Consider the following 15495-nt stretch of genomic DNA (forward strand, 5'->3'; position numbering starts at 1 on the left):
GTCGGCGCCGATGTTGGGCAGCGTGATCGCCGGCAACCCCGGGAACGGCGGCAACGTGAAGGACGGCAGGCCCGGCAGCGACAGGTTGATCGGCGGTAGCGTCAGCGCCCCGGACAACACCGCGTTCAACGCGGCGTTGATGTCGGCGCCGATGTTGGGCAGCGTGATCGCCGGCAACCCCGGGAACGGCGGCAACGTGAAGGACGGCAGGCCCGGCAACGACAGGTTGATCGGCGGCAACGTCAACGCCCCCGACAGCGCCGCGTTGAGCGACGCACTCAGGTTGGCGCCCAAGCCATTCAGCGCAGCACCGAGTTGCACACCGAACGCCCCCAGGTTAGGGATCGTCAGCGCGGGCAGGCCCGGCAGCGACGCAAGGAAGTTCGCCGCCAGCGTCTCACCGGTCTGAAGCGCCCCGTTGAGACCCGCCCCGAGGTTGCCGGCCAGATTACCCAGTCCGTTGATTCCAGCGGCGAGGTTGGCGGCCAAGCCATTTAGGCTGCCACCCAGGCTGGCCGACAAGGCCGCGTTGAGGTCAAGACCGAAGTTGGCGTTCAGCAGCGCCTGAAGCGCGGCGTTGGCCTGAGCAATGAGCGGACCACCCATGGCCGACAGGGCCGCGCCAGTATTTTCAAGGGCGACCCCGGCCTGCACGATGGCGTTGCCGGTTTGGACCAGCCCGTTGCCGAGACCCGACAGGAACAGGCCACCGGTCTGGAAAGCGATTCCGCTGAGCCCGGCGCCGAAGAGCGTTTCGATGGTGCCGCCAAGCGAGGCCCCCAGGCTGCTGGTCAAGCCGGCCGACAGTGACCCGCTGATCGCGGCACCCAAACCGGATATCGCCCCACCGATCTCGGCGGCCAGGTTCCCGCCGCCCGAGAGCACCGCGGCGCTGTTGGCGACCTCGGCCGCCGCATACGCGGCCGCCCCACCGCCTAACGTGTTGACGAACGCGTTGTGGAACGCCGCCGCCTGGGCGCTCAGCGCTTGGTACTCCTGCCCGAAGTTGCCGAAAAGCGCGGCGATGGCGGCCGATACCTCGTCGCCCGCCGCGGGCGCCAAGCTGGTGGTCGGGGCGACTATCGCCTGGGTGACCTCATCCAGGGACGCGCGAATACCCGCAAGATCTTGGGCTGCCACCTCGACGAGATCGGGAACTGCAACGACGAAAGACATGTTCATCTCCCCACGCGAATGAACGACATATACGTTTGTAAGCCCGAATTATCGAGGCAAGGCGAGCGTAATGGTGTGCCACACAAGCACATTCGAAAATGATTGTTTTCAACCGAGTCTGGCGCGTCTATTTACGATTCTGCGCGACCCGAATGCCCCCGATGTGTGGTCCGAACGAGACTTAGCATACCGTAGGCGCGGCGGTCGCGATACTTAAGGTACAAAGCCCTTGCTATTGAACAATTTTCAGTCCGTTGGGCCTCCCTCGTCGTTGCATTTGGGCTGCAGGTGACCGCGTTTGGCATGTGCCGAATAAGAAGGTTTCCGGACGGCGCGTGTTTTAAACATCGCAACGCGATTTTATCCATTATTGGTATTCGCGTACCGAAAACAAGGGAATGACAAGCCGTTTCCAGAACCGCCCGTCGCGACGACTGGCTGAACGCAGGCACGCCGATTTATCCGGTCAGGCGGTTAGGACCGGCGAGACCGCCAGGCAGGGGCACGCCGCGCTACCGGGCGTCACAGTAGACCAAATTGGTATCCGCGTACCGAAAAGGCAGGAGTGACAAGGACTTTCCGTCGACGCCCCTCCTGGGACCTGCCGAACTAGAAGGTTGGGAGGGTTATCGAGATCAGCGGCGGGGGTGACACGGGCGCGCCGATCGCCTGGGCGAGCTGTTGCGGCACGTAATTCACCAGGAAGGGCACCAACCCGCTGAAGGGTGTGCTGCCGGCCCCGATGTTGACGTTGATCGGAGGCAGAACAGTGTTGTCGAGAAGCGTGACCGTCGCCGTCACCGGGTAATAGCCGGGCGCATGAAGTATTCCGTCGAGCGGGAAGTCGGCGACCACGGTGACGTTGGCGATGCTCCCGATGGCGGGCCCAGTGAGACTGGACAGGTTGAGCGCGTAGGGATATGTCGCCTGGCCGTTGAGGAAGCCGTTGACGATGAAGGCGGGTGCATCTACAAGTGCCGCGAATGCCGCGGGGGCGTTCCCGGCCTGCACGGCCGTCGCGAACGTCCCCGCGCTGTAGGCGGCCGCATCGATCGTGGCCGCGGGCGGGCCCATCAGGCTGGCAGCGAACACCAACGGCAGCCCGACGGCGTTGTCAACCGTCACGTCGGTGGGGACCGTGAGCGACTGCACCACCAGCGATGACGTGACTCCGGTATTGGTCAGCGTCCCAACGACATTGGCGACGTTCTGGGCGATACGGCCGGGTATGGCAGCCACGGGCTGGTAGTCACCGGTCTGCAGTGCTGTCGCGATAGTCTGGCCGTAGCTCATCTGGTTGGCGACGACCTGCCGTAGGAACGGAAATGGATCGGCCAACCAACCACCCACCAGGCTCTGCAGGTTGTTCGCCGTGTTATAGACGAGCGCTTCGTATGGTCCCGCGATGCCGGTGAAGTAGGGGCCCGAGCTAGCTTGGATGTTGATCAGCCCTGGAAGTAGCGAATTGGCCACGCCGGTAAAGGGATTCGCCAGGCCGGCCAGCGTCGTCGGCAACCCGGGAAGCGCGCTCGTCAGCAGGGTGCCCAGGTTGTTTCCAAGCGAGCCCAGGTTTCCCAGGGGACCCAGGACGCCCCCGAGCGAGCCCAAACCGCCAAGAAGCGAGCCGCTCGGGGTCCCACTCCCGAGGATCCCACCAAGCAGCCCGGCCGCGCTGACGGCCTGGGCAGCGCCGGCCCCTGCCTCGACTGGCGTGGTGACCACGTTCGCCACAGCCTGTTCGGCGTTGGCGAACTCGGCTCCGGCGTAGGCGACCCCGCTCTTGGTCAACAATCTGACGAACTCGGCATGAAACGCCTGGGCCTGGGCGCTGAGCGCTTGAAATTCCTGCCCGACCTTGGCGAAGATCGCGGAGACGACGGCCGATGTCTCGTCCGCCGCGGCGGGCACTATCGCCGTCGTGGGGCCCGCAACCAGCCCCGTCGCCTCAACCAACGAGGCCCGGATACCCGCCAAATCCCCTGCCGCCGCCTCAACTGCCTCCGGCGCCGCGATCACAAACGACATGCCCTGCCACCTCGATTCATCGGCACGGGCTACCCGGTGAAACTCGAAGTAAACACGAGTTGAATAGTGAGTTTGATTTGCTCGGGGAAACCGAGGATTGTCTCGGGTCTCTCAGTCCGCCCCGGCGAGTGAACGCAGGAGCGCGGCGTCAACGCAGCTCGGAATGACCGAAACTATCTCCGCGACAACATAATCCGGACCGGGGCAACGATCCTGGGTCGCCATCTTCCATCGGCGACGACGAGCAAGGCCCGCGCGAAGCGCTCTACAGGCGCCAGAAGGCGCGTCAATTAGCCGCCGAAGGAGGACGCAAGCAGTTGCGGCGCGTAGTCCAGCAGGGCGGGAACGATTCCGCCGACGGGCGGGCCGCTGACACTGATCGAAGTCCCGAGCAGCGACGCCGTCGTCGTAAACGGTTGCACGGGCACGAGGAGCCCGGAGAAGGGAACGTCGGCCGTCAGGCCAGGCGCCAGCATTACGGGTAGCGTCTGCTCGCCGTTGAGGAAAGCGTTGGCGATGTTGGCGGGGGCGTCGACGAACGCGGTGAACGCCGCCAGTGGGTTGCCCGTGCCAACGGCCTCGAGAAACGCTGCGCCGCTTAGTGATGCCGCGAGGCCGGCGTTGACTGGCGCGCCCAACGCGTCAAAAGCCAGCACCTCCGGCAGTCCCAGTCCGACGGCAAACGATGGCGGATTAATGGACGTCACGGTCAGCGAGGCGGGAACGATCAGGTCGCGGAAAAGGTTGGCGGAGCCCAGCGCGAACTGTCCGCCCGTGCTCAGGACGGGCAGCGGGTTGCCGGTCTGCAACGCCCCGAGGATGAGCTGCGGGTTGGTGTAGGTGCTCATCGCCTTGAACATGGCGGGCGCAGTGACCGTGGTCCAGGTGTTCCCGATGCTCTGCAGGTTGGCAGCCGTGTTCGTGGCCAGGCTTTCGTACGGGCCGGCGATTCCGAGCGCGTCGCTGGTCGCCGCGGCCGCACCTCCCCCGATCAGCCCCTGCACCGGAGCGTTCACTGCGCTCGCGAGGGCCTGCTCCGCATTCGCTGCTTCCGTGCTGAGATAGGCCCCCGCACCGGCGTTCATCAGGTTGACGAACTGGGCGTGAAACGCCTGAGCTTGCAGACTGATGGCTTGGTATTCCCGGCCGAAGCTGTCGAACAGCGCCGCGATGGCGCCCGACACCTCATCGTGGGCCGCAGCCACCACCCCGGTCGTCGGGCCGGCGGCGGCGGCGCTCGCCTCGCTGAGCGCTGAGCGGATTCCCGCCAGGTTCTGGGCGGCCGCCTGCACCAATTCCGGCTGCGCAATGACAAACGACATCGCCGTCTCCCATCGGCTCATCAAGAGGATCACCGGGTGGTGACCAAGATGAATATGAGGTTAAAGGGGCCAGTGTGCGAGCGGAGGAAATTGCGCATTTTCGTGGCATGTGTGGCGTCACGATTTCGCCACGAAAGCGCCCCACTCGAGCCGAACAGCGCCTATCCAGCGGGGTGATCGCCGCGCGAGTTGCTGGGGCTCATAGATCGGCAGTCCGGTCCCCCATCGCTTCATACGACCGTCGCCGACGGCCATCGAGATGAATGGGGGGCTTTGTCGCACCGATTCACCACGCGAGAAACGGCGGTTTTAGTGCGGCTTTGCCGCCGAGAGGCCGGCTCGCGACGGCGACGTCAGGGGGTGATGACCGCCGCGAGTTGCGACCCGAAGCTCAGCAGGCCCGGGATGAGGCCACCGATTTGAGTGCCCGGAAGCGGGCCCCCACCCCCGCCAAGCTGAATGGGGCTGAGCGGAGTGAGGAGCCCACCCAACGGGACCTCAGCCACCGAGTTGAGGGTCAAGAGCGGCTGGCCGGCAACCGTCACGGTGACGGGCAGCGTCGGCAGGCTGATGAACGTTTGGCCATTCAGGAAGCCATTCGCAACGGCGCCCGGAGTACCAATCAGCGCTGCCGCGGCCCCCAACGGGTCGCCCGTCTGCACCGCCGTGACAAAGGCGAGCGCACTCGAATTCAGCGCGCTCAAGGCGTTGGCCGGCGCGCCGATCGCGTCCAGGAGGAACTGCAAGGGCAGGCCGAAGGTGATGCCGAGGTCCGCCGGATTAAACGTCGCCCCGAAGTTGGTGAGCGTCTCGACCACGTTGGCGAAGTTCTGCGCCATCTGAGCGGGGATGGACCCCGGGGGGAACAGGTTGGCGACGTTCTGCGCCATCTGTCCGGGTATGGCGAGGATCGGTGCGAGGTCTCCGAGCGGCCCGAGCGGTGTGACCGGAAGGAGCGTCGCGGTGGGCGACCCGAGTTGGCCGATGTCGAAGCTGATGGGCTGGAAACCAGGCAGCACAACGTTTTCCAAGCCCTGCGCGACGGCGTTCACCGCGCCCTGGATGTCGCCGCCGGCGAGGGCCTGACCGGCCGCCTGGAAGCTGGCGGGCAAGCCGCTCAGCCCGGTGACGAGGTCGGTGCCGGCGTTCTGCAGCCCGGTGACGACGGTCTGGGCGTAGCCGATCTGGTTGGTGACCAATTGCTGCAGCAGCCCACCGGGGTTCAGCGTCGACAGGCCCTGGATGCCGGTCTGGATGGCCGCCGGCAAGCTGGCCAGCTCGGCGGGCAGGTTTTGGATGCCGGTCACGATCGAGGAACCGATCGTTTGCGCGTAGCCGATCTGGTTGTTGGCGAGCTGGTGCAGGAACGGGAACGGGTTGGCGGTGAACGTGCTTCCGATCGCCTGCAGGTTGGTGACCGTGTTCGAGACGAGCGCCTGATACGGCGCGGCCACGGCAGCGCCGAACGAGTTGAGGCCGGTGATCGCCGCGGAGGCGCCGCCCGTGGGGAGTGAACCCAGACCGATGGGCGAGCTGGCGATCGCGTTCGAAATCGCTTGCGCGCCAGACTGAACCTCGCCACCGACGACCTGGGCGGCGTTGGCGGCCTCCGCACTCGCGTAGGCGCCCGCCCCCGCGTTCATCAAGGAGACGAACTGCTGGTGAAAGGCCTGCGCCTGGGCAGTCAGCGCCTGAAATTCCTGGCCGAAGTTCCCGAACATCGATGCGATCGCGACCGATACCTCGTCCTGAGCGGCCGTGGCGATCCCGGTCGTGGGACCGGCCGCCGACGCCGCGGCCTCCGCAAGCGACGAACGAATACCGGCGAGATCCTGGGCCGCGCTCTGCACCAGGTCCGGCGTTGCGATCACAAACGACATTTCCACCCTCTCCTCGGGCACTAGCCGGATGACCGGTGGTCATCCGATATTCCGTACGAGACCAACGAGGACCCCCGCGCCGGCGCGGCGCGAAGCCCCGCTCGAGTCATCCGCTGCCGGTTACCGGCCGGGAACTTACCCGGCAGTAACCCTTGACAGACACGAGCCTAATAAGCCGTCGGGCGTAACGGAAAAGACAATTTGCGTTTTCACAGCTTTCGCTACGGTTTTGCGACTTTGGGGGACGTCACGCTGGAAAGCGCAGCTAGGGAGGGCGCCGGCCTACACCGGCGCCCTCCCCGCAGCGACTAAATAGTGGTCGATTACGTGGCGGCGATGTCCGCCGCCAGCTGCGCCGGGAAGCTCAAGAGCCCAGGGATGAGGCCCCCGATGGGAGTGCTGCCCGAGAGTTCGAGCTGGGCGAGATCCCCTCCACCGAGGTCGACGAAAACCGACGGCAGGCTGAGCGGGGTGAGGATACCGCCTAACGGAAGGTAGGTGGTCGACGGAAGCGTAAAGCCGAACAACGTGACAGCGGCCGGTGGTAGCGGTACGAGCATCGAGCCATTGAGGAAGGCGTCGGCGACGACGGCCGGCGCATCGAGGAGCGTGGCCGCGAACGCGGACGCGTTGCCGGCCTGCGCCGCGCCTACGAGGGCTACCCCGGTGGAGTTGAGCGCGCTCAACGCGTTCGCCGGGCCACCGATCCCGTCCAAAATGAGCTGCAGCGGGATCCCAAAGCTCAGATCGGCGACATTGCTGATGGTGAGCGTGGTCCCCAGGTTGGTGAAGGCGCTGACCAGATTGGTCGCGTGCTGCGCCATTTGGGCTGGGATAGAGCCGGCGGGTAGCAGGTTGGTGACGTTCTGCGCCATCTGCCCGGGTATTGCCAGGATCGGGGCAAGGTCTCCCAACGGACCGATCGGGACGATGTCGAGGACAACTGACGTATCACCCGGCCCAACTTGAACGCCATTGAAGCCAGGCAGGAAGGCGTTGATGAGGGCTTGGTTGATGGCGCCGTATGCGCCGCCGTTGTCCCCGGCGAGGAGGTCCTGGGCGGCCGTCTGGAAGCCCCCCGGCAGGGTTTGGATTCCGGTGGCGAAATCATGGGCGGCGCTTTGCAGACCCGTGACGACGACTTGAGCGTCGGCGATCTGGCTGGTGATCAACTGCTGTAGCACTGCACCGGGATTGACCGTCGAAAGGCCTTGCAGCGCAGTCTGAATCGTCGCCGGCAAGTTGGCCAACGTGGCGGGCAGGTTTTGAATACCGGTCGCGATCTCCTGCCCGTAGAAGATCTGGTTATTGACGAGTTGGTGCAGGAAAGGGAACGGATTGCTCACCACGGTGTTGCCGATGGCCTGCAGGTTGGTGACCGTATTCGAGACCAGCGCCTGGTACGGCGCGGCGACCGTGGCTCCAAACGATCCGATTCCGTTCATCAGCGCGGACGCCCCGCCCGTCGGAAGCGAACCCAAACCGATCGGCGAGCCGGCGATCGCGTTCGAAATCGCTTGCGCGCCAGACTGAATCTCCCCGGCGACCCCACCGAGACTCTGCTCGATCGCGCCGCCCAGCACCGTCTGCGCGGCGTTCGCGGCCTCGGCGCTCGCGTAGGCACCCGCGCCGGCATTCATCAATGAGACGAACTGCTGATGAAAGGCGTGCGCCTGCGCGCTGACTGCCTGGAATTGTTCGCCGAAGTTGCCGAACATCGATGCGATCGCAAGCGAAACCTCGTCCTGGGCCGCCGTCACGATCCCGGTCGTGGGAGCCGCCGCGGTCGCTGCCGCCTCGACCAGCGACGAACGAATACCCGCCAAATCCGCGGCCGCGCTCTCGACCAGATCCGGCGTTGCGATCACAAATGACATATCCATCCTCTCCTCGGCCACTGGACGATGACCAGTGGTCACCCACATGGACACAGCCGAATAAGGCCTCGCGCGGACGTGCGCGAGGCCCCCCTCGACTGTTCTTGCTGTCGCTTACCGAGCAGTAAACTTACCCGCGGGTAAGCAAGACAGACGTGAGTCTAATAAGGCGTCGTCTTTTGTCAATACGGGCGCAAGGATTTCCCGAAAATCGTTGCGCTTGCGAACCGTTTCGGACGCGGTGCGCCCAACACCGCAGCTCAGGGTAGCCGAACAGCTATCCGAGCGGCGGCGCGCCGATCGCCTGCGCGAGAGTTTCGGGAAGGAAGACCAGCAGGCCCGGGAGGATCCCCCCGAAGGCTGTGCCGCTCAGCGTGATGGATCCCGGTCCCAGCGCCGGAATGCTGAGCGAGGCGAACTGCAGGGGGGTGAGGATCCCGCCGACCGGGATCGCGGTGATCGTCTCGATACCGCCGGGACCGCCGAGCAGGGACGGCAGCGGCAGCGCTGCCTGGCCGTTGAGGAAGCCGTTGGCGATGACGGCGGGGGCATCGATCAGTGCGGCGACCGCCCCCAGCCCGTCGCCGGTTTGCACCGCGCCGATGAAAGCGCTCGCGCTCGAGCCGACCGCCTGCAGCGTGGTGATCGGCGGGCCCAGCGCGTCAAGTGCGAGCACCACGGGCAACCCGATGTGCAGGTTGCCGGTGTTGAGATCCAGGGTCTGGGACACATCCGTCAGCGTCGTGAACAGATTGGTCGCGTGCTGCGCCACCGTTGCCGGAATCGTCCCGGCCGGAAGCAGATTCGTGAAGTTCTGCGCCATTTGCGCGGGGATGCCGAGGATGGGTAGCAGGTCCCCCAACGCGCCGCCGGGCACGATATCAAGGAGCCCGGTGACGGGGTCGACGGTGACGTTGAGGTCGGTGAAGACGGGGGCCAAGAAGGCGCCGCCGACTTGCAGCAACCCTCCGGTGACGTCCCCGGACATGATGGTTTGAAGACCGGTCTGCAGGTTCAGCGGCAGCGCGGTCAAACCGGCCACGAAATCGTTGCCGGCGTTCTGCAGCGAGGTGGTGATCAACTGCGCATAGCCGATTTGTTGGTTGACGAGCTGCTGCGCGAGGGACGCCGGGTTGATCGCCGAGAGCGCCGAGATGTTCGTCGGCAAATTGGCCAGCTCGGCGGGCAGGTTCGCCACCGCGCTCTGGAATCCCGTCGCGACGGCCTGGCCATACCCGAGTTGGTTGCTGAGGAACTGATTCAGGAGCGGCGCGGGGTTCCCCCCGATCGCACCGCCGAGGCTTTGCAGGTTGTTCGCCGTGTTCGCGACCAACGCCTGATACGGGGCCGCGACAGTGGCACCGAAGTCCAGCAGGACTTGCTCGACGTTGACGGCCTCCGCACTCACATAGGCGCCGGCCCCGGCGTTCATTAACGAGACGAATTCCGAGTGAAAGGCCTGGGCCTGGGCGCTCATCGCCTGGAATTCGCGTCCGGCGTTCCCGAACATCGCGGCGATCGCGACCGACACCTCGTCGCCGGCGGCGGCGGCGATCTCGGTGGTGGGAGCCGTCGCGGTCGCGGCGGCCTCGGCCAGCGACGAACCAGCACCTGCCAACTGCTGTGCGGCTCCCTGTAGGAGCTCCGGCGCCACGCTCAGAAACGACATACCAATCCCCTCGGCTGTTTGCCCGATGACCCGTTCTTACTTGCAAGTAAGATCTTTTCGGCGTCGCCAACGAAGACCATCGGCCAAATGGCGTAGAAAACCGCGGCAGGGGTCGTAGATCCGGGGCGCCGGCCTCAGGCGCGCAGTTCGGCGCCGACCACCTCGGCGGCGCGCCGCACGGCGGCGTCACGGGCCGCGCTCGCGTCGTCCTCGGTCAGCGTGCGATCCGGCGCCCGGAAGCGCAGGGCGAACGTCAGGGATTTGCGGTCCTCGCCGATCTGCGGACCCGTGAACACGTCGAACAGCTGCAGGTCTTCGAGCAGTTCGCCGGCCCCCTCGCGAACGGCGTCCGCCACCGCCTGGGCCGGCACGTGCGCGGCCACCACCAGGCTGACGTCCTGGAACACGGCCGGGAACGGCGACACCCGCGGCGCCGGCAGCACGTCCACGATGGGGATCGCGTCGAGGTTCAGCTCCATCGCGCAGGTGCCCTTCGGCAGCGCGGAGCGCTCGATCACGGCGGGGTGCAGCTGCCCGGCATAACCCACGCACGTCTCCCCGACGAGTACCTCGGCGCACCGGCCCGGATGCCACGGCAGGTGTTGGGCCGCCCGTAAGCGAACATCAATCCCACTGGCGCGCGCCACGATTCGCACCGACTCGAACGCGTCCGCGGCTTCCACCCGGCGGCCGGGGCCCCAGGGGCCGCGCGGTTCACGCAGGCCGGTCAGCACCGCGGCGACGTGCTGCGGTTGTCGCGGCAGGGATGCGTCCAGCATCGCGATCTCGGCGTCGGTCGGCCGACGGTCGACCGGGATGAGCTCGACACCGCGGGTCTCGTCGGTCGGCTGAACAACCTGCGCCAGGGCGAACAGCGCGGCGTCGACGATGCCGCGAGAGACGTTGCGCCCCAAGGCTTCCAACAGCGCCGGCAACAGCGTGGTGGCCAGCGCCGGGCGGTCGGCTTCCAGCGGGTTGAGCACACGCGTGGTCGCGCGCCGCGGGTCGTCGGCGGGCAGCCCCCACAGGTCGAAGATGCCGGCGGGCAAGAACGGCGTCGGCAGGATCTCCACGTAACCGGATTGGGCCAGCGACTTGCCGATCGCGCGGCGCCGCTTCTGCGCCGCGGTGAGGCCACGCCCCGCCGGGGCCGCCGGCAGCACCGACGGGATAACCTCCAGCCCCTCCAGCCGCATGACCTCCTCGACGAGGTCGGCGGGCTGCAACAGGTCGGGGCGCCAACTCGGCGGCGTCACGATCAGGATGTCGTCGTTTTCGGCCACCGCCGCGCCGATCTGGGTGAGGCGCCGGGCCGTCGTGCCGGGGCCGTAGGCCACCCCGGCTATGCGGTCCGGCAGGTCGACGCTGATCCGGATCCGTGGGAGCGACCAGTCCTCGCGCGGCGGATCGCCCCGCCAATCGGTCAGCGTCGGCGACACCGCTCCCCCGGCGATCTCGGCGAGCAGCGCGGCGCACCGGTCCAGGGCGGCGACCGAGATGGCCGGGTCGACGGAGCGCTCGTAGCGGCGGGCCGCCTCGCTGGGCAGGTGGAGCCGGCGCTGGGTACGCGACACCCCCGCCGGGTCCCACACGGCCGCCTCCAGCAGCACGTCGGTGGAGTCGTCGCGCACCTCGGTGGTGGCCGCGCCCATGACGCCGCCGATCGCCGCGGTCGCCTGGTCGTCGACGATGAGAACGTCGGCCGGATCGAGCCGCCGCTCGACGTCGTCCAGCGTGACGACGGTCTCGCCGGGCCGGGCGAACCGCACGGCAAGGCCCCCGGTGATGCGATTGCGGTCGTGCGCGTGCATCGGGTGGCCGAGCTCGAGCATCACGTAGTTGGTGACGTCCACCGCGGGCGACGTCGCGCGGATACCGGCCAGCAGCAGCCGGCGCTGCAGCCACCACGGCGACACCGCGGTCGGGTCGATCCCGGTGACCGGGCGGAGCGCGAACCGGCGCACGCCCGTCTCGGGGTCCACCGTGAGCGGCCAGGCCTCGCCCTCGACCGGCAGCGGTTTGATGTCGGCCGGGTCGACGAAGTTGAGGTCGTACGCGCACGCGATCTCGCGCGCCACGCCCCGCACCGACATGCAGTAGCCACGATCGGGAGTGATCGCCAGGTGGAAAACGACGTCGTCGAGGCCGAGCACGTCGGCGCCCGAGGCTCCCGGCGCGGCGGTTTCGGGTGGCAGCACCAGGATTCCGGAATGGTCTGCGCCCATGCCGAGTTCGGCGGCCGAGCAGATCATGCCGTCGGAGCTGCGGCCGTAGGTCTTGCGAGCCGTGATGGCAAAGCCGCCGGGCAGCGTGGTGCCGGGCAACGCCACCACCACCAGATCGCCGACCGCGAAGTTGGTTGCCCCGCAGACGATCTCGCGTGGCTTATCCTCGCCGACGTCCACCAGGCAGGCGCGGATGGGCTTCTTGAACTCGGTGAGCTCTTCGATGGAGGTGACGCGCCCGACCGTCAGCGGGCCGTCGACCGGGCCCAGGGTGACGACCTCTTCGACCTCGTGGCCGATGCGCACCAGGGTCTGCTTGATGTCGTCGGGCGTCGCGTCCCAGCCTGGGGCGCCGGCCGTCACGACCTCGCGCAGCCAGCTCAAGGGGACGCGCATCAGGCACCCACCCCGAACGGCAGCGAAAACCGGACGTCACCCTCGACCATGTCACGCATGTCCGGGATCCCATTGCGGAATTGCAGGGTGCGCTCCAGGCCCATGCCGAAGGCGAAGCCGGAGTAGACCTCGGGGTCAATTCCGGCGGCGCGCAACACGTTTGGATGGACCATTCCGCAGCCGCCCCACTCCACCCAGTCCGCGCCGCCCTTCTTGTTGGCGAACCACACGTCGACCTCGGCGGACGGTTCGGTGAACGGGAAGAAGTGCGGCCGGATCCGGGTGCGCGCGGTCGGCCCGAACTCGGCGCGCGCGAACGCATCCAGCGTCCCGCGCAGGTGCGCCATCGACAGGCCGCGGTCCACCGCCAGGCCCTCGACCTGGTGGAAGACCGGCGTGTGGGTGGCGTCGAGCTCGTCGGTGCGGAACGTGCGGCCGATCGAGATGATGTAGACGGGCAGCTCCCGTTCCAAGAGCGTGCGGACCTGGACCGGCGACGTGTGAGTGCGCAGCAGCTGGCGGGAATCCTCGGGCGCGATGTAGAACGTGTCCTGTTCGCTGCGGGCGGGGTGGTCGGCCGGGAAATTCAGGGCGTCGAAGTTGAACTGCTCGGTTTCGACCTCGGGTCCCTCGGCCAGCTCCCATCCCATCGCGATGAAGGTATCGGCGATGTGCTCGGCCAGGATTGTGATCGGGTGCCGGGCGCCGGGTGGCTGTCGGGTCGACGGCAACGTGACGTCGATGCCCTCGGCGACCAGGACCGCGGCGTCGCGCTCGGCGCGCAGTTCCGCCAGCCGCTCGTCGTAGCAGCGTTGGGCCTCGCCGCGCGCGGTGTTGACGCGCTTGCCCGCGTCGGCGCGCTCGTCCTTGGGGACGCTGCCCAGCGCCTGGCGCGCCAGCGCCAGCGCCGAGCGGTCCCCGAGGTGCTCGGTCTTGACCCGCGCCAGCGCGTCCAGGTCGTCGGCGCCCGCGATGGCGTGGCGGGCGGCCGAGACCGCCTCGGCCAACGCTTCCGGCGACAGGTCGACGGGTTGATCGCCCACGCGGCGGCACTCTCCTTGCTGACGAGGCTGTTGAACGCGCCGGCATGCGCCCAGCGCAAGTGCCGATCATAGGTGATTCGGTGCGCGACGCTCGGTGCGTGCCGGGCCGTTGGCCGGCGGGTGATTAGCCGGTTGCGACCGGCTGCGGAGCGGCGTCAACCGGCAGAACGGGCACCACACCGCGTCCGGTGACGAATTGATAAGCCTTGTGGGCCGCCAGCGCGCCCAGCACCCCGAACACCGGCGCGGCGGCCATCGTCCCCCAGTGGTGCGCCAGGATCAGGAAACCGAAGCCCGAGGACGCCGCAAGCATCACGAGGCGGGTCGGCGTCCAGTGGATCGGCTGCCGGAACCGGGCGGATACCAGCACGCCCAGCACCACGGCCGCGGTGTGGCCGGCGTCGGTGAAATCGCCGCCGATGATCGCCGAGGCCAGGCCCGCCGCGACCCACCAACCGACCCATGCCGCGCGCCACCGCGCGGGGATCACCGCCGTCATCGCTCCGAGCACCGCCAGGGCGCCGTAGCTCATCCCGACATCGCTGGCCCGGGTGATCGACACCGGCATCCAGCCGAACTCGACTGCCGCGGCGAGGGCGGCGGCCACCAACAGGGTGGCGCCGATGTGGCCGACCAGGAACGCCACCACCAGCCGGATGGTGCGTAGGTGCAGCTCGGCGAGCGCGAGCAGGCAGGTCAGGAAGGGCAACCAGAAGTACAGCGGTCCGGCGTCTACGACCAGCGCGCTGCCCAACAGAGTCCCCAGGTGGCCGTGGGCCAGGTTGTACAGGTTGGTGCTGGCTCGCTCAACAAGCACGTCATGCGCGTGCGGGCCGAGCGCGATGAGCGCGCAGCTGATGGCGAGCAGTGCCGCCACATACCCCACCGTGAACCGAACCCGGGCAAGCCGGGAGAAGATGCCCCCAATCATTGCCATCCATTATGTGGACTAATTTGTTTCGGAAGTGTGATCAAAGGCTGTTAACTCCCTAAGAGTCTTGAGGCGGTATATCCCCAGGTCAGCGGGGACGCCGGCTGGCTTACCCGCGAATACGGGCTTACGTGCACGCTTGGCGACGATGCCCAACGCGTCCAGCTCGGTCTGCGGTATCTGATCCAACGTCGAGCTCGACACCATGATTCCACCTTTGGTGGCGCGTTCCATAACTCGAGCGGCGACGTTCACATCGACGCCGAGCCAGTCCGCGGCCATTCGCTGTGGCCGGCCGGTGTGGATCCCGATCCGCATCCGTGGCGTGTAACCCGCCACTTCAACCGATTTCAGCGCCTCGTTCGCGGCCAGCGATGCCCGCAAGGCGACCGTCGGATCGCGGAACACGGCCATGAGTCCGTCGCCCATGCGCTTGACGATGTGGCCTCCAGCGTCGAGCAACGGCGGCTCGACCGCCCGTGCCACCCGTCGCAGCAGGGTGAGGGCCGCCTCGTCGCCCGCTTGCAGCGACCATGTCGAGAAGCCGACCAGGTCGGTGAAGACGAGCGTGACCTCCGGGTTTGCCGGTCGTCGGGAAACGGTCTCGGTCAGCGCCTGCCACACCTGCAACACACCGAGGCTGAGCTCGCGCGACGCCGCGTCCCGATCTCCCAGCAAACGATCGGCGGCGCGGGCCGCGGCCCGCGGACCGCCCTCGCCCGCGGTGGACAACGGGTCGCCGAATTCCGGATCTCCCGGCAACAGCCGGCGCGCCCGCCGCACAAACGACACCACACCTGGGCTGTGATTCGTGGAGTGCAGCCAGCGCGCAGGAGACCGCCGTTCCGAAGCCGGGGGCGCGGTCGCCACCGCTTCACGGTTGGTCTTGAGGTCCGTCTCCGAGGCCTCGCCCGGGTCCGGATCGCGCGGCGCGAGTTCCACTTGGCCAGG

The 15495-nt window shown here is 67.4% G+C and carries 10 protein-coding genes; all 10 read right to left on the reverse strand.

The window, feature by feature from the left end:
- On the reverse strand, positions 1-1176 hold a 1176-nt coding region (locus A5712_RS32530), incomplete at its 3' end, for a PE family protein (protein WP_156766755.1).
- Positions 1177-1785: 609 nt separating this feature from the next.
- Positions 1786-3201, reverse strand: coding sequence for a PE family protein (locus A5712_RS24615; protein ID WP_068111247.1), 1416 nt, complete (start codon positions 3199-3201; stop codon positions 1786-1788).
- A gap of 290 nt (positions 3202-3491) precedes the next feature.
- Complete coding sequence (locus tag A5712_RS32535) at positions 3492-4523, reverse strand: PE family protein (RefSeq protein WP_068111312.1); 1032 nt, start codon at positions 4521-4523, stop codon at positions 3492-3494.
- A gap of 353 nt (positions 4524-4876) precedes the next feature.
- Complete coding sequence (locus A5712_RS24625; protein ID WP_082973647.1) at positions 4877-6403, reverse strand: PE family protein; 1527 nt, start codon at positions 6401-6403, stop codon at positions 4877-4879.
- 323 nt (positions 6404-6726) lie between these two features.
- Positions 6727-8280 carry a PE family protein gene (locus A5712_RS32540; RefSeq protein WP_068111253.1) on the reverse strand — a complete coding sequence of 518 codons (1554 nt, stop codon included), beginning with the start codon at positions 8278-8280 and terminating at the stop codon, positions 6727-6729.
- A gap of 277 nt (positions 8281-8557) precedes the next feature.
- Positions 8558-9949 carry a PE family protein gene (locus A5712_RS24635; RefSeq protein WP_068111256.1) on the reverse strand — a complete coding sequence of 464 codons (1392 nt, stop codon included), beginning with the start codon at positions 9947-9949 and terminating at the stop codon, positions 8558-8560.
- Positions 9950-10083: 134 nt separating this feature from the next.
- Positions 10084-12570, reverse strand: a complete 2487-nt coding sequence (gene pheT / locus A5712_RS24640; RefSeq protein WP_068111259.1) for a phenylalanine--tRNA ligase subunit beta — start codon at positions 12568-12570, stop codon at positions 10084-10086.
- Positions 12570-13613 (reverse strand): phenylalanine--tRNA ligase subunit alpha, encoded by a 1044-nt coding sequence (pheS, locus tag A5712_RS24645; protein ID WP_068111262.1) that lies wholly within the window; start codon positions 13611-13613, stop codon positions 12570-12572. Before pheS ends, pheT begins: the two co-directional genes overlap by 1 nt.
- A 124-nt stretch (positions 13614-13737) precedes the next feature.
- The gene (locus A5712_RS24650; protein ID WP_068111316.1) at positions 13738-14544 is read right to left on the reverse strand and encodes a rhomboid-like protein; all 807 of its coding nucleotides are present in this window, start codon (positions 14542-14544) and stop codon (positions 13738-13740) included.
- Between the two features lie 18 nt (positions 14545-14562).
- Complete coding sequence (locus tag A5712_RS24655; protein ID WP_082973644.1) at positions 14563-15486, reverse strand: adenylate/guanylate cyclase domain-containing protein; 924 nt, start codon at positions 15484-15486, stop codon at positions 14563-14565.
- Between the last annotated feature and the right edge of the window lie 9 nt (positions 15487-15495).

The sequence above is a fragment of the Mycobacterium sp. E2327 genome (genome assembly GCF_001672675.1).
Classification (GTDB): domain Bacteria; phylum Actinomycetota; class Actinomycetes; order Mycobacteriales; family Mycobacteriaceae; genus Mycobacterium.